11 protein-coding genes are annotated in these 16373 nt (G+C 51.7%); 8 read left to right on the top strand and 3 right to left on the bottom strand.

Annotated elements, in window-relative coordinates; translation table 11 throughout:
- Window position 1: 1 nt before the first annotated feature.
- From SE15_RS05900 to glnA, 5 genes are all read left to right on the top strand, one after another.
- The gene (locus SE15_RS05900) at window positions 2-1705 is read left to right on the top strand and encodes a hypothetical protein (protein ID WP_054521148.1); all 1704 of its coding nucleotides are present in this window, start codon (window positions 2-4) and stop codon (window positions 1703-1705) included.
- 18 nt (window positions 1706-1723) lie between these two features.
- A complete protein-coding gene (locus SE15_RS05895; protein WP_054521147.1) occupies window positions 1724-3079 on the top strand; it encodes a radical SAM/SPASM domain-containing protein in 1356 nt (451 codons plus the stop codon).
- A 26-nt stretch (window positions 3080-3105) separates the two neighbouring features.
- The gene (locus SE15_RS05890; protein WP_160316670.1) at window positions 3106-4278 is read left to right on the top strand and encodes a PqqD family peptide modification chaperone; all 1173 of its coding nucleotides are present in this window, start codon (window positions 3106-3108) and stop codon (window positions 4276-4278) included.
- A complete protein-coding gene (locus SE15_RS05885; protein ID WP_054521145.1) occupies window positions 4262-5020 on the top strand; it encodes a class I SAM-dependent methyltransferase in 759 nt (252 codons plus the stop codon). The genes SE15_RS05890 and SE15_RS05885 overlap by 17 nt, the downstream gene beginning before the upstream one ends.
- Window positions 5021-5453: 433 nt before the next feature.
- A complete protein-coding gene (glnA, locus tag SE15_RS05880; RefSeq protein ID WP_054521144.1) occupies window positions 5454-6794 on the top strand; it encodes a type I glutamate--ammonia ligase in 1341 nt (446 codons plus the stop codon).
- A gap of 51 nt (window positions 6795-6845) precedes the next feature.
- Here the strand turns inward: glnA and SE15_RS05875 are convergent, their stop codons facing one another.
- The gene (locus tag SE15_RS05875; protein WP_054521336.1) at window positions 6846-9332 is read right to left on the bottom strand and encodes an ATP-dependent Clp protease ATP-binding subunit; all 2487 of its coding nucleotides are present in this window, start codon (window positions 9330-9332) and stop codon (window positions 6846-6848) included.
- A 162-nt stretch (window positions 9333-9494) separates the two neighbouring features.
- Here SE15_RS05875 and SE15_RS05870 point away from each other — a divergent pair, with 162 nt between their 5' ends.
- The 3 genes from SE15_RS05870 (at window position 9495) to SE15_RS05855 (ending at window position 11750) form a co-directional block, all read left to right on the top strand.
- Window positions 9495-10445 carry a GNAT family N-acetyltransferase gene (locus tag SE15_RS05870; RefSeq protein ID WP_054521143.1) on the top strand — a complete coding sequence of 317 codons (951 nt, stop codon included), beginning with the start codon at window positions 9495-9497 and terminating at the stop codon, window positions 10443-10445.
- Between the two features lie 36 nt (window positions 10446-10481).
- Entirely contained in the window at window positions 10482-10859 is a 378-nt protein-coding gene (locus SE15_RS05865) for a phage holin family protein (RefSeq protein ID WP_054521142.1), read from the top strand.
- Window positions 10860-11528: 669 nt separating this feature from the next.
- The gene (locus SE15_RS05855) at window positions 11529-11750 is read left to right on the top strand and encodes a hypothetical protein (protein WP_054521140.1); all 222 of its coding nucleotides are present in this window, start codon (window positions 11529-11531) and stop codon (window positions 11748-11750) included.
- Between the two features lie 79 nt (window positions 11751-11829).
- On the opposite strand, the gene surE is transcribed toward SE15_RS05855, so the two are convergent.
- Complete coding sequence (gene surE, locus SE15_RS05850; protein WP_083461732.1) at window positions 11830-12711, bottom strand: 5'/3'-nucleotidase SurE; 882 nt, start codon at window positions 12709-12711, stop codon at window positions 11830-11832.
- A gap of 117 nt (window positions 12712-12828) precedes the next feature.
- Window positions 12829-16281: a flippase activity-associated protein Agl23 gene (locus SE15_RS05845; protein WP_160316669.1), complete on the bottom strand. Its 3453-nt coding sequence runs from the start codon at window positions 16279-16281 to the stop codon at window positions 12829-12831.
- Window positions 16282-16373: the final 92 nt, after the last annotated feature.

Below are 16373 nucleotides of genomic sequence, written 5' to 3'. Positions count from 1 at the left end.
CATGAGACGATGGCCCATTTTTCTTCTGATACTATGCCTGAGCATTGCCTTTCTGGTTTCTGTACAACCCGTGGCTGCTCAGAATTATGCGTTTGAAGTTCCGCGCCAGGAAGTTGATCTCTATGTCAATCCCGACGGAACCATTACCCTCTATTACGAGATCGAATTCCGCAACCAACCCAGTGCCAGCCCGATTGACTTCGTGGACATCGGCCTTCCCAATGGAAACTACAGCCTCTCAAATATTAAAGCAGATATAGATGGCTATCCCCTCAACGATATTGAACCCTCACCTTACGTACAACCCGGAATTGCCATCGGCTTGGGCGCTCGAGCAATAGCGCCAGGCCAATCAGGCACCCTTCATGTCACCATCAATAGAATCGAAGGAGCTATTGGAAAATCAACGCTTGATCTAAACGAACCTTACGCCAGCATCGTTTTTAGCCCTTCTTGGTTTGACAAGGCTTTTGTCAAAGGGAAGACCGATTATTCAGTCACTATCATCCTTCCCCCAGGGTTGACAACCGAAGAACCTCGCTACCATAAGCCCAGCAGTAATTGGCCGGGTAGCGACGAACCTTATTCCAACTTTGATGCCCAGGGCCGGGTCTATTACACCTGGCGCTCCACAGAAGCAAACGCATATACCCAATACATCTTTGGCGCCAGTTTCCCAGCCCGCCTGGTACCGGCTGCAGCCATTGTGGCCACTGAAAGCCCCAATCCACGCTCCTTTCAAATCAGCGAAAACTTGATCGGTTTTCTTTGCTGCCTGGGATTCATGGGAATCATTATCGCCACGGCTTATGCGGGTTATCGTTCCAACCAGAAACGACGCCTCCAGTACCTGCCCCCAAAAATTGCCATCGAGGGGCACGGCATTAAACGAGGCCTGACCGCTGTGGAAGCCGCGATTCTAATGGAACAGCCGGTAGACAAAATTCTCACAATGATCCTCTTCTCGGTCCTCAAGAAAGGTGCCGCCACAGTCATCCGCCAACAACCTCTGGAGATTGAGATCACTTCTCCCTTACCAGAAGGAATACAGCCTTACGAAGTTGAGTTCCTCGAAGCCATGCGTCTCAAGGATGCAGGAGAACGGCAAAAGAAGTTACAAGAAGTGATGGTCAATCTCATTAATGCTGTTTCCGAAAAAATGCGCGGTTTCAGCCGCAAAGAAACCATTGCTTATTATGAAAGCATAGTAAACAAAGCCTGGGATCAGGTCAAAGCTGCTGAAACACCAGAAGTACGTGCTCTGACCTATGACGAGGTTATGGACTGGACCATGCTGGATCGCCGCTGGGAAGATCAAACCCGTGAAGTTTTTACCCCAGGCCCCGTCTTCGTGCCCACCTGGTGGGGACGCTATGATCCGGATTTCCGCCGTGCAGCTCCTGCTCCCACGGTTTCCTCTGCACCAGCACCAAGTGGTAGTTCAAAAACCACAATCAATCTTCCCAAATTGCCCGGCTCTGACTTTGCCGCCTCTATGGTGCGTGGCGTAGAGACTTTCTCTGCCAGTGTCATTGGCAACCTGACCGACTTTACAGGCAAAATTACCGCTCGCACCAATCCCCCACCCCCACCCCCCACCAGTTCTTCCATGTCACGAAGAGGCGGTGGAGGCGGCTCATGCGCTTGTGCATGCGCCTGTGCCTGTGCAGGATGCGCATGCGCTTGCGCAGGCGGTGGGCGCTAGTTAAACCCGGTAAACGCCATGGGACTCTGGAAGACATTTCTTTCCTCTAAGCATCTCACCTCCCTGCCCTCACCGGGGATCTATCACTTTCTCCGCGAATCCCCACAGGGTAAGGTACGCATCCACTTACGGATTGACCCAGAGGGGCATGGAAGTCTGCTGGTCAATGCCAGCCGCATCTATCATCTAAATCCCATGGCCACCCTGATGGGCTATTTCATACTCGCCGAGAAACCCGAGCAAGCCATTATCAAAACAATTACAGCCCACTTCCGGGCAAATGTAGCCCAGGTAGCACGGGATTTTCAAACCTTCCTTCCCCGCTTCAAAGCGTTGATTGAACCAGAGAGCGGTTGTCCCCTCTGTGACCTCGACCTGGAAACCCTCCCTCCCTTTTCCACACGTTCCCATGCACCTTACCGCATGGACTTGGCTCTCACCTACCGTTGCAACAACGATTGCGCTCACTGCTATAACGCCAGGCCCCGAACATATCCTGAACTGGACACTCTAACCTGGCAAGCCATCCTAGACCGCCTTTGGGAACTGGGAATCCCCCATGTAGTGTTTACCGGGGGTGAACCCACCCTCCGTGAGGATCTGCCTCAGTTAATTGCCTACGCGGAACACCTAGGGCAAATTACCGGGTTAAACACCAATGGCCGACGGTTGAGCAACCCCGATTATCTGGCATCTTTGTGTGAAGCTGGATTGGATCACGTGCAAATCACATTAGAGTCCCATGATCCGGCTATCCACGACCGCATGGTAAGCCGTCCCGGCGCATGGCGGCAAACAGTCCAGGGAATTCGCAATGCCCTCAATACCCGCCTCTTTGTAATGACCAACACTACCCTTCTTGCTCTGAACGCTCCCCATCTTGCTCAAACTCTGGATTTCCTGGCAGAGCTAGGTGTGCCTACCATCGGGCTTAACGGGCTAATCCATTCTGGTGGCGGTGCCACAATTAAAACGGGTATCCCTGAAAATCAACTCGCTGACTTGCTAACCATGGCCCGCGAGAAGACCTCACAATATGGGCAACGCTTAATCTGGTACACCCCTACCCGCTATTGCCACTTTGACCCAGTGCTCAATGGGTTAGGGCTCAAAGGATGTACCGCGGCGTGGTACAACATGTGCATTGAGCCTGATGGTTGCGTGATACCCTGTCAATCCTACTATCAGCCTCTGGGTCATATCCTCGAAGCCCCCTGGGAAAAGATTTGGAATCACGATTTGGCTCTGGCACTACGTGAACGTCGTTATGTTCCAAATGCCTGTCATAACTGTACTTTACTCCAGGAATGCGGGGGAGGATGCCCTCTGACGTATCCAGCCATGAGTACCCTTTCCCCCAACCCATGGCCCTAGCCAAAGATCAACGCACGGAGGTGAGGATGAAGCAAAGATTCCGCAAATGGATTGAGAGGTTATTTCCGCCTCCCATCCAGCCATTAACACCTGGGGTTTTTCACTGGCAAACACCTCCCGATTCTCCGCGCCCTCATCGTTTACATTTGCGAATAGAACCTGATGGACAAGGTTTGCTGCTTCTAGATGCCTCCACAGTCCTGCATTTAAATCAAACCGCTACCGAATTCGCCTATCACCGGATCCTTGGCACACCCGCGGAGGAAGTGGCCCGCCAAATCGCTAAACGGTACCAAGTGTCTGAAAACCAGGCCCTCGCGGACTATCGCACCTTCCTGGAGCGTTTGGAAAGCCTACTCAACACCCCCGACCTCGACCCCGAGATCTTTTTGGACCTAGAGCGCCGCCCACCCTTTCAAGAGCCTCTCAGCGCTCCACTGCGTCTCGATTGCGCGCTGACCTACCGTACTGAAGATGAAAGTATCCGCCGTGTTGCTCCTGTTGAACGTGTCCGGCGCGAATTGATTTTTGAAGAATGGCAAAAATGTTTGCAGAAGGCCTGGAATGCAGGTATCCCTCATATCATTTTTACGGGGGGAGAGCCAACACTGCGACCGGACCTGATTGATTTGATCGCATATATAGAGTCGCTGGGGATGGTAAGCGGCCTGCTCACCAGTGGACTGCGGTTAGTTGAAAAGGAATATCTTGATCGCATTCTTGCCAGTGGCCTCGATCATGTCATGATTGTACTCGACCCCCTCAACGAAATTTCTTGGGAAGCCATCCGCGACACATTGGCCGCCGACCTGGCCGTAACCGTACATCTGACGATCACCCAGGGCAACCAAGAAACTCTATTGAACTTGATCGAACGCCTATCTCGAATGGGAGTTGCTAGAATCAGTCTTTCGGCAACTCACACTCAGCTTTCAGAAGCTCTACAAAAGGCTCGAGACCACGTTGCTCGTTTGGGCATGCATCTGGTATGGGATCTACCCGTCCCCTATTCACACCTCAACCCAGTGGCTCTGGAATTGAGCAAGGGAATGGAACCACCTCCCCAGGGAGCGGGGATTGCCTGGCTTTATGTGGAGCCCGATGGTGATGTGCTCCCTTACCAAGGAGCCTCAACAGTTTTAGGGAATTTACTAACTGACTCGTGGGATGTGATCTGGGAACGTGCAAAACAACGATGAGGCCTTCTGGCATCAAAGGTTTCTGATTCAAGCACGCTGGAGCGCCCAAGTTCGCCAATACCTCCTTAGCGAAATTGCTTCATTCCCCATTCATCGTATCCTTGAAATAGGTTGTGGCACTGGGGCTGTTCTCTCAGATCCTATTTGGTCGGCATACGCACATTTTGGCCTGGATATCCGTTGGGTCTTCTTGAAATACGCTCAGGGAGTAATTCCCAGTGCTGATCTCTGTCAGGGAGATGCACATGCCCTTCCCTTTGCTGGGGCATCCTTTGATCTTTGCTATACGCATTATTTGTTATTATGGGTCAAATCGGAACAGGTCCTGAGGGAATGTGTTCGGGTGACGCGCCCGGGAGGGGTTGTGGCTGCGCTGGCCGAGCCCGATTATGGAGGACGTATAGATTATCCACCCGAATTCAGTCCTTTGGGAAACCATCAAATCCGGGCCATTCAGAATGCTGGCGGAGATCCCTTCATCGGGCGTAAACTGGCCGATCTGTTTAGTCGAGCAGGATTAGTCCATTTGCGCGTAGGAATCCTTGGGGCTTACTGGCGATATCCCCCGGATCCTCAGGACCTTGCCAGTGAATGGTCGTTATTAAGAGCAGACTTGAAAGAAGAGATCCCGCAAGAATCTATTGAACACTGGGAGAAACACGATTTTACAGCCTGGGAACAAGGGAAACGCATCCTTTTTGTGCCCACTTTTTTTGCCTGGGGCCAGGTTCCTCAAAATTAACAAAATTACCCTCAATGGCCCTTGACAACCTATCAAAATCTCTGTAAGATTGCGCCATTATTTTAGAAAGCACCTGCCAATTGAATACCGGAGAAATAGCGGCTGAGCCTTTCAGCCCAAGGCTGAAAGGTGACGAGGTGGAGGTTCCTCTCCGCGAGGAGAGTGCTAACCCTGAGAGGGGGTTGTAATCAGGGGAAAATCGGAACGATCAGCGGATGCCTCTGAAGCCCGACCACAGGCTTCTTTCTCCCTTCGAAACAAGGGTTTGGGTTCAAAAGCGGTTGGCAACAACCGGCCAAAGCCCACCCGGTGGTAGTCCGGCGTAGATGAAATCCTTGCCGGCTTGATCCTTATGAAGGGGCACCCATTTCATCGCCAAAATGGGCATGCCTGGCATGTCCATAAACTTTTTAAGCCAAGGAGGATGTGTATTATGAATACTAAAGACGTTCTTGCCAGAGTGAGAGAAGATAATGTGCGGTTCGTTTCCCTCCAGTTTGTGGATGTAGTGGGAACAGTAAAAAGCGTAGACATGCCTGTGGGCCAATTGGAAGGCGCACTTGAAAACGGCGTCTGGTTCGATGGGTCCTCCGTTGAGGGGTTTGCCCGCATTCAGGAAAGCGACATGCACCTCCATATTGATCCCGACACCTATGCGGTTCTGCCCTGGTCTCCACCTGATATGCGGCGTGCACGCCTTTTCTGTGATATCTACCAACCCGACGGCACACCTTTTCCGGGTGATCCGCGCGGTACCCTCAAGCGTACCCTGGCCAAACTCCGCGAACAGCGAGGATGGGTGTTCAACGTAGGTCCAGAACCTGAGTTTTTCCTCTTTCGCCGCAATGGAACCGAGACGATTCGCCCTGTACCTCATGATGTAGTGGGTTATTTTGATTTTTCTTCAGACGATGAAGCAGTTCGAGTGCGTACAGAATTGATGGCCGCGCTGAAAAGCATGGGGTTAGAGGTTGAAGTGGGCCACCACGAGGTTGCTGTTGGGCAGCATGAAATTGACTTTCGCTTCGCAGACGCCCTACGTACTGCGGATAATGTCCTCACCCTCAAGTACACCGTGAAGGCAATTGCTGCACAGCATGGACTGATTGCCTCCTTCATGCCCAAACCCGTATTTGGAATCAATGGCTCGGGGATGCACTGCCACCAATCCCTGTTTGATTTGCAAGGGAACAATCTGTTTTTTGATTCTCAAGACGAATTTCATCTCTCTCCAATTGCCTATGGTTTCATCGCTGGCCAATTAGCCCATGCTCGTGCGTTGGCAGCCATTGTCGCTCCAACGGTTAACTCTTACAAGCGTCTGGTCCCAGGTTATGAGGCCCCGGTTTACATCTGCTGGGCACAGATCAATCGCTCGGCTCTCATTCGCATCCCTCGCTACACCCCTGGACAGCATAAAGCCACACGCGCGGAATTGCGCTTCCCGGACCCCTCGGCTAACCCCTACCTGGCTTTCACCGCAATGCTCGTGGCAGGCCTGGATGGGATTGATCACAAAATTCCTTGCCCAGCCCCCCTCAACAATGTGAACGTTTATGAACTCACTCCTGAAGAACGCGATGAAGTAGGGGTTAAAGAACTGCCCGGCTCACTTTATGAGGCCCTCCAGGAATTGGAGAAAGACGAGGTGATCAAGGGCGCCTTTGATCCAATCCTCTACCAGGCTTACCGCCGCGCTAAACTGGCGGAATGGGAAGAATTCCGCATCCAGGTCACCGATTGGGAGTTAGAGCGTTTTCTGGAAACCGCTTGATATTTCGAAACAAAACCGAGGGTGCGAAGTGTTTCGCACCCTCGGTTGATTTTAGTCGCGTGAGGATTCGGCCGGTTGCTCTTGCAAAATGGATTCGCTCACCTCTTCAGCCCGGCGGAAGGTTGGTTTGGTATCGCCTTCCTGATAGTCCACAATGATTTTATCGCCTACCCGAAACTGCCCCGCAAGAATGCTGACTGACAACGGGCTCTCAATGTACTTCTGAATCGCTCGCCGCAGAGGTCGGGCTCCAAAACTGGGGTCATACCCGATTTCCGCCAGCCAACGACGCGCTGCGGGAGTCAGCACCACATCCAGCCCATGTTCTAACAACCGCTGACGCACCTCTTTCATTTGCAGATCCACAATCCTGTACATGTGCTCCTGGGTCAGCGGCGAGAACATGATGATCTCATCGATGCGGTTAAGGAACTCTGGACGGAAAGTGCTCTTGAGTGCTTTCTGGATCTTTTCCTGGTTAAGGCGATCCTCATCGTTCTGGGTATCAGGCAAAAAGCCCAGCGTCCCTCCACGGCGCACAAACTCAGTGCCCAGGTTGCTGGTCATAATCAGCACAGTGTTCCGGAAATCCACCACATGGCCCTGCCCATCGGCTAAGCGGCCTTCATCTAGAATTTGCAACAACGCATTCCAAACCTCTGGGTGGGCTTTTTCAATTTCATCAAAGAGGATGACCCGGTAAGGGCGCCGGCGTACGGCTTCGGTGAGTTGACCGCCCTCTTCGTACCCCACATAGCCAGGCGGTGCGCCGAAAAGCCGTGAAACGGTATGCTGCTCGCGATACTCGCTCATATCCAGCCGAACCAACGCATCTTCGTCTCCAAAAAGGAATTCGGCCAGGGCTTTCGCCAGTTCCGTTTTGCCCACTCCTGATGGACCAATGAAGATAAATGATCCAATTGGCCGGCGCGGATCTTTGAGACCCGCTCGCGCTCGGCGGATGGCATCCGCAATTGCCCGGATCGCCTCCTCCTGTCCAATGACCCGTTCAGCTAGCCGCTCTTCCATATGCACCAGACGTTCAGCTTCCGATTCCATCATTTGGCTGACCGGAATTCCCGTCCACTGCGCAACCACCTCAGCAATGTCATTTACATCCACCACTTCATCCAGTTTATGTTCAGACTCCCACTGGTCACGCAATTTCTCAAATTGTTCTTGCAAGCGCAGGCGTTCGGCTTTTTTACGCGCCGCTCGTTCATAATCACGTTCTAGCCCCGCTTGCTCTTCTTCGGCTTGCAGACGATCAATTTCCGATTTCATCTTTTTCAGTTCGGGAGGTAACGAATACAATGCTACACGCAGTTTCGCGGCCGCCTCATCAATCAGATCAATTGCTTTATCTGGTAAGTGGCGTTCGGTGACGTATTGGGCCGAGAGCCGCGCTGCAGCCACCAGAGCCTCATCTGAGAAGCGCACTTTGTGGTGGGCTTCGTAGCGGTCACGTAGACCGCGCAGCATCTCTATGGTTTCCTCTACCGAAGGCTCATCCACATAAACGGGCGCAAAACGGCGTTCCAAAGCTGCATCTTTCTCAATGTACTTGTGATATTCATCTAGGGTTGTAGCGCCAATACACTGCAACTCGCCCCGTGCCAATGCAGGCTTAAGCATGTTGGAAGCGTCCATTGCTCCCTGAGCCGCTCCCGCCCCTACCACGGTATGCAGTTCATCAATAAATAAGATGATCTCACCTTCGGAACGCTGGACCTCTTCAATAGCAGCCTTCAAACGTTCCTCAAACTCGCCACGGAATCGGCTTCCAGCAATCATTGCCCCCAAGTCTAATTGAACGACCCGTTTTCCCATCAGGATTTCTGGCACGTCGTTCGCCGCAATTTTCTGGGCAAGTCCTTCTACGATTGCCGTTTTTCCCACACCAGCCTCACCGATCAAAACCGGATTATTCTTGGTCCGGCGCGAGAGGATTTGCATGACCCGCAAGATTTCTTGATCGCGTCCAATGACCGGATCCAGCTTACCCTCACGCGCCAGTGCTGTCAGATCCCGTGAATACTTCTCTAGTGTTCGGTAGCGGGTTTCGGCCTGAGGATCGGTCACGCGCTGGCCACCTCGTATCTGCATGATGGCATCTAACACCCGCTCCCGTGTAATGCCCGCACCTTCAAGCAGACGAGCGGCAGGCGTATTGCGTTCGCTCAGGATTGCCAGAAAGATGTGTTCTGTGGAGATGTACTCATCCTTCAAGCGGTTGGCTTCTTCGTTCGCCTGATCAATGATCCGCTTGACCCGTGGTGTAATAAAAATCTGCCCCGCTCCTCCGCCAAAAATGCTGGCTTTGGGGCTGGTGCGCAAGATGTAATCCAGGCGGTCAGCCAACATGCTGGCATCCACCTTCAAAATTTCAAGGATTTGCGGGATCACACCTTGTGGCTGCTCAATGAGCGCCAGCAGGATATGCTCGGTGTCAATCTGGTTGTGACCATAACGTTGGATGATCTCAGCCGCGCGTTGAGCAGCCTCTTGGGCTCGTTCGGTAAATCGGTCAAATCGCATCATAAGCGTAACATCCTCATAATAGATACGAAAAGTGATACTCTAACCTGCAAGGATTATAGCACCTTCAGATTAACAAAGTAAAAGCCTTGCATAAGATTTTTATATATGCCGGATTGAATAAAACGCCTGTTCAAGCGAATGGGGTAAAATATCCTTGTTATGGAAAAAATCCTCACCCAAGAGGAAACTCATATTCGTCCTCTGCATCTACCTCAGGATATCCTGGCTGTTGCCGACCTGATTGAAATCTGCTTTGCGAGTACCATGGATCAAGATGGGTGGGAGTATCTAAGGCGCATGCGCACCTGGGGCATTCAACTCCATAGTGGTTTTTCCTCCACTCTGGCTACGCCACCTCCAATGAGCGGGTTTGTGTGGGAAGAAAACGGTCGAATTGTGGGCAATTTGGGCATTATCCTACCCAGAGCCGGCTCCCGTCGCCCCCTTATTGTGAATGTGGCTGTTCACCCTGACTACCGTCGCCGAGGGATTGCCAAGAGATTAACAGAAAAAGCCCTTCATTTCCTCAAATCCTGGAACTACCCCTCAGTCTGGCTTCAAGTTAGGGAAGACAACCCCGCGGCGCTTCATTTATATGAGGGGTTGGGCTTTCAAGAACGCGCTCGACGCACAACCTGGATAGCAGAACCTTCCCAGAAGATACATCCTGATCATTTCGGCGCCTATGTGCGATCCCGACGCCCCAACGAATGGGCATTGCAAATCGCTTGGCTGAAGCGAACCTACCCCGAACAAGTGGCCTGGAATCTGCCTCTGGATTTTCGACGCTTCCGGCCGGGATTATTGAACCAATTGAGGAACCTACTCAGCGAGACTCCCCTGATCCACTTTACAGCGTTAGAACACGAGGAGCCATTGGGGTTTTGCACCTGGGAAGCCACATCCTACTACTCCGATTGGCTCTGGATTGCCCCATGTCCAGATCGGGCCGCTCGGGCCTTGCAGGCCTTGCTCCCGATCATGCGCCAGAAATTCGGGAGACGACGCCCTCTTTCCATCAACTATCCGGCAGGTGAAGATGACGAGACCTTCTTAGCCTGTGGTTTTAGCCCCCAACAAACACTTATTTGGATGGAAATGCCCTTATAATGGGTACGCATATATGCCAAATTGGAGGAATTAGCAATGAAACGCTTTTTAATTCGCCTATTCGTAACGGCATTGGCTTTTTACGTCGCCGTGGCGTTACTAAGTCCCCAGTACATCCAACCTTCTTCAAATAACTGGCTGAGTTTTATCTGGCTGGCTCTGATCTTTGGAGTTATCAATGCGATTATCCGTCCGATTCTGGTTATCTTGGGTTGCCCTTTCATTATCCTGACACTAGGCCTGGGAATCCTCGTGATTAATACGGGCCTATTTGCCCTGGCAGGATGGGTTGGCAATCAATTCGGGGTTGGATTCACGGTAAGCGGTTTCTGGGGAGCCTTCCTTGGCTCGCTGGTGGTAAGTGTTATCCTGTTTATCAGCCAGCTCTTCATCGAGGACATGCGCAAGAAGTGAGACCTAACGATTCCATGTAATCAATTGGTTCAAGACTCACCTATCCCTTCGACGAGGCGTCCAGCGCGCCGGCATCCCTACTGCCTTCCACTTTAGCCGCAATCTTGGTCAAGCGTAAGGAGCGGGCTGCCAGAATCGCCTGCCCGATTTCGGCTTACTTGCCACCCCCTATCGGGGGCGAGCCATTCCCTGCTATGGGGTGAGTTGCTTTTCGACCACGATCAACGCTGAAGTCACCTCGCGCAATCGTTATCCCCTTCAAGGCGTTTGCAGTCATGAAGCCGTTCCTGGGACATAAACCCCTGGTTCTGGATCGTAAATTCAGTCACCTGGCATGGATGCAAACCACGGAAACGGAGCACGTCAACTTTCTCATTCGACCGAAAGGCGGTGCAACCTTCTCCGACCAGGAGGGGCAACGGATCTCCTCTTGTGGGTTCAAAAAGGCGAGAAACGACCATTCAACCACATCTTCTAAGTGGGCAAAGTCCGGGTCAATGTGATCGAACGGTGGCGATAGGGTTTCCGTGAACCCCTGTGAGTGATGACCAACTTACTTGCTGAGCGAGGGCTGGAGGTTTATCTCCAACGCATGAAAAGCGAGGAGATGTTGCGCGCCTTGAAAACCTTGCTCGGCTTGGATAAGATGATACATAAAAACGAGAATGGATGAAAAAGATGGTGGCATGGATGCTGATCGCCTATGCCACCCTCCTGATGGTGGGGGAAAAACTGCGCTCACATCTTTACCCCAAACACAGTCGCAAATCCAAAGTGTTTTCGGGAGCATTTGTGTTCCCAAAAGTGAACCCCAAGATATCCCCTCAAGAATTCCGCCGGGTCGTGGCCTCGGTCAGAGACACTTTTCGCTCCATTGTTTCCCCTGTCTGAACTTATGTCTGAATCTTAACTAAAACCACGCTTGAATTTTTGAAAAGAACCTCTTTAGAAAACAATCATTGCTCACCTGCTACCCTTCTCTAAAATCCGCTGAACAGATTACTTTATGAGCGTCAAATCCCATCCCCAAGCCATCATCGCTAGAGAGAGACAATTCATCTTCCTCCCATTCCCAGGTGTAGAGGTCAGACATAGCGCGATAGGCTGTCAAATCAAGATGTAACGGGGTGATGGAAACAAAACCCTCTGCCAAAGCACCTACGTCGCTTCCCTTTTCGGGAACACCCGTGGGCACATCACCACTGATCCAGTAATATGCTCTTCCTCGTGGGTCAGTGCGTTCATCCAGACGATTATGGTACACTCTCAAGCCCTGGCGGGTTATACGGAAACCCCGAATCTTTTTCTCTGGCAGGGCAGGAATATTAACATTGAGCAACGTGCCCCCCGGCAGCCCATTTTTGAGCACCTGTCCAATGATTTTCTGAGCCAGCCGAGCCGCAGGTTGATAATCTACCCCATCTAGATCATTCTCACTAACTTCCAGCGAGAAGGCCACTGCTGGAATTCCGGCAATGACTGCCTCCATTGCTGCGGTGACCGTTCCCGAATAGGTGACATCGTGCCCCAAGTTGGCCCCCTGGTTGATCCCTGAAACCACCAGATCAATAGGTCGTTTAAAGAATCCCAACACAGCCAATGAAACACAATCTGAAGGAGCACCATCGCTGGCAAAAGCCAGGCTTCCATCAGATAACCGATACTCCCGTACTCGCAAAGGGCGATCCAGAGTCTTCACATGCCCCCCACCCGACCAATTACGTTCTGGGGCGAGAACGCTCACCTCTCCCAACGCACGCATGGCTTGTGCTAAGGCTAACAACCCCGGTGCAAGCACACCATCGTCGTTTGTCACTAGAATATGGGGATAGCCTCTTGCCTTGCTTTTCATTGCCACGTTCCTCCTTTGCCTTCAAGCATACCCTTAAAGGCTTAACACCCCATTGTGGGGTTGTTAAGAGCCGATAAACGCTGGATGAATATTTCTTCAAGCAAAAGGAATTACAGGCTAAGGTAACACAAAGCGCACCACCACTTGGTTACCTGCATCGCTCACCCACACACGCTCTTGTACATCAATGGCTAACCCCGAAGGTAAACCAAAGCCATCCGTGCTTGTGCTGTAGTCTCCCCAACCACGCACAAAATTGCCCTGTGGGTCAAACTCTAGCACACGGTAGCCTTCGGGATCGGTCAAGAAAACATGCTCTGAAGGGGCAATCGCAATAAAGGGCTTATTATCCAATGATTGACCGTACCAACCGTGAATTTCCCATTCCCGGATGGGCAAAAAGAGGTTATTGGTGAAATCGGGGCGAAACACCTGCACTCGCTGATTCCAGGTATCAGCAACGTAAATGTTCCCCTCCCCATCCAGGGCGATACCCACAGGCTCATCGAATTTGCCGGCTTCCACTCCTGCCCCACCGAACTGAGCGATATATTGTCCATCGGCAGTGAAAATGACCACCCGTTTATTACCTGTATCCGTGACATAAACTCGCCCCTGTGCATCCACGGCTACGCCACGCGGCCCCCAGAAAGCCTCGGGGCGTTCGGCCTGGCCGAAGTACCCCCACATGGTGATAAACTGTCCCTCAGCGGTGAACTTCTGAATGCGGTGATTCCAGGTATCCGCCACATAGACGCTTCCATCTGGACCTACCGCCACTCCCCAGGGTTCGTTAAATGTGCCTCCTGACGCTTCGCCTGTTGTAGCATCAGCAAACCCACCCCATACGTTGAGGACCTTGCCAGAGGCGGAGATGTGCTGAATGCGATGATTGCGCGAGTCCGCCACATAAATCGAACCATCCGGGGCTACAGCCACTCCGCGTGGATTTTGAAATTGACCAGGTAGATTCCCTCCCACGCCCACCTGGCCTACCACCAACTCGGGTGTTAACTGCACCATCCCTTTCTGGTAGGGATCAGTTTCCACTGTGGGGACCTGTTCAGGCAAAACGCCGTAATTCCAAATCTGGGCTACAATGTCTTTGCGCACATAAAAGCGTAATTTCGCACTCGGCTCCCATTTCTCCAAAGTTAAATTTTGATTTCCAGTCAATTGCGCATAAGCCGTGTAATCCCGATTAAACCAGATCTGAAATACTGCCGAGCGCATTTTGGGATCACGCAAAGCCCCCCAAATCCGATCCCAGGTCAAGTTGTAATAATCCTGCATTGGCCACCACAGACGCATATACTCAAATTGAACAAACTCCCCTTTGGTGATGGCATCCAACTTGCTCCAATTCGCACTGTTGCCAGCGATGATCACAGGCACATCTCGTAGATCGCGGGTGGGGTTTTCAGCAAAATATCGCTTATTCGGGTAATCACGAAAATACCACCAATAAGGATATAAGGCATCATTATCATAGGCCACTTGAATGTCCAGGCCGCGTGTCGTCCGGCGTGAAATTTCCTCCACTTGCGCCAGAATCTCCTTGGGGCCACTGGCTGCATGCGCATATACCAGAAACTCCTTGGCGGTGTCGTAGTTGATATAAGCCGCTATTGCCGCGGTACGAAAAGTAAGGATACCTAGAAAGGCAAAAAAGTAGAGGAGTAATAACTTCAGCACATCCATCCCCCGCCAACCTTTAAACACATAAATCAATGCCCTGGCGCTTATTATCGCCGCGGTAATTGCAAACAAAAATGTGGTAGTCACCTGAAGGTTTTCAAGAGTATAACCACTGAAAGGCACAATAGGGCCCACCCAGGCCATGACTGCACCAATTGCCGCGCTGAGGAATACAGGAACGAGGAGCAATCCGATCCATGCTCGCCCTTGGCGAATAACGGCCCACGGCATTCTATCCACCAATGCCCCCAGGCCCCAACCCGCACATAACAACAAGGGCATGGCAATGTGCACTGTTAACCAGGGCATCTTTTCACCCGCCAGAGAGTAAGCCCCCAAACTGGTTACCGCCCAAAAGACCAGCAAACCAAGAACGGGCAAGGTTTCTGCTTTCTCTACTGGCACCTCTGGGTTATCCTCTCGGTCCAGGTTCTGAGCGACTCTCTCTTCCGAGGCAAACCCCATCCACCCATCAGGTAAAGCGGTTGCCCGCGGCATTGGCGATTCCCCCGGGATCTGGCTGAAACGACGGTAGCGCCAACCCAGGTAAATTGCTAATAACGTCCCCAAAGCGGCCAGGTATTCATACATTGGAATCTGTAAAAGAGCATAGTAGTACCACGGTTGCGTGCCACGATTGACCCCCTGTTGCTCCAACCAATATCCTAAAGATCCCACAATGCCGGTGAAGAAGCCAAACCCGTTCGTAAAAACCGTGGTATAGAGCACCACAAAAATTCCGTAAAAAAGGGCAAAATTGGTCAACCAGAGGCGGGGTTTCCAAAGGAGCCCCACACCTGCTGCAATGAGCGTCAACACTACCAGCACAATGCCACTGCGTAAGATCCCCTGAGGCGAGTAGTCCAGTGGATTCCAGTTCTGACCCAGCAAGACACCAATGATCTTAACCGGAAATGCTGTCAACTGAGGTAGTATCAACGTGCCGACAAGAAGCAACATATCTAGACTGCGCTCCTGTCGCAAATAGGACCACCCCACTTCACGCAGCAGGAGGATGGCAGCCATCAAGCCCAGCGCCAAACCAATCAATGCCAGGCTAGCCTCGACCAATTGGATTGGACTGATACTACCGGTTGCAGATGCAGCAACCCCGCGATTAGCAATCGCATTCCACCCCGACAGCACAACGGCCAGCACCAGAACTAACAATGCCCCGGTTAGAGCAAGGTTGAATAAAAGATGCTTACGGGCATCTGGCCATGGAAAGCGCACGCTCCGTGCCATGAATAGGATTGCCAGGAAGAGCAGCAACTGAGCCGTGTAAATAAAGGCAGTTTCTTTGGTTGCAAACTGAAGCGCGGTTACCGCCGTCAGGATGTAAAGCCAGCGTTTCTCCCCTTGTTCCAAATATTTCAAGACAGCCAGCAGTGTGACGACGCCCCAAAAGGCTACAAAAGCCTCGTTACGCGTATAACGACCGTAAAAAAGCATATAGGGTGAAATTAGAAAGAGCACGCCGGCAATCAACGCACCGCTTCTTCCCAAATAACGCCGGTACCCCAAGAGCACTACGGCGATTGTCGCAACACTGAAGAGTGCAGCCGGAATGCGTGAGGTAAAGTCATTATCTCCGAAAAGGAAATAAGTAAGAGCAACCACGTGGAATTGGAACGGTCCATGGGTGATTGGATCGTGCCGATATCCTCGCCCCATGTAAAGTTCCCACGAAGGAACCACATGGTTGACCTCGTCATGGCTCATCACCCGGTCCCCCAAATGATACAGGCGAGTAAACAAAGCCAACCCCAGGATCACCAGCACAAAAAGCGTTTCCAGACGCAACGGGGTTAAAGATTTCCAGAGGGGACGATCTAACCAATGAGGAGGATGTTCTAGAGTTAAGTGCATCATCTTGAGAGGTCCTCGAGGAAATTCAGATTGAGGTAAAATCATCAAACATCCGGAGTGCAAGCAAAAAACTAACGAAATTATACTCTTATCTC

The sequence above is a fragment of the Thermanaerothrix daxensis genome, from assembly GCF_001306145.1.
Lineage (GTDB): Bacteria > Chloroflexota > Anaerolineae > Anaerolineales > Anaerolineaceae > Thermanaerothrix > Thermanaerothrix daxensis.
The sequence above is the reverse complement of the archived record's forward strand: the minus strand, read 5'-3'. Positions and strand labels throughout refer to the sequence as shown.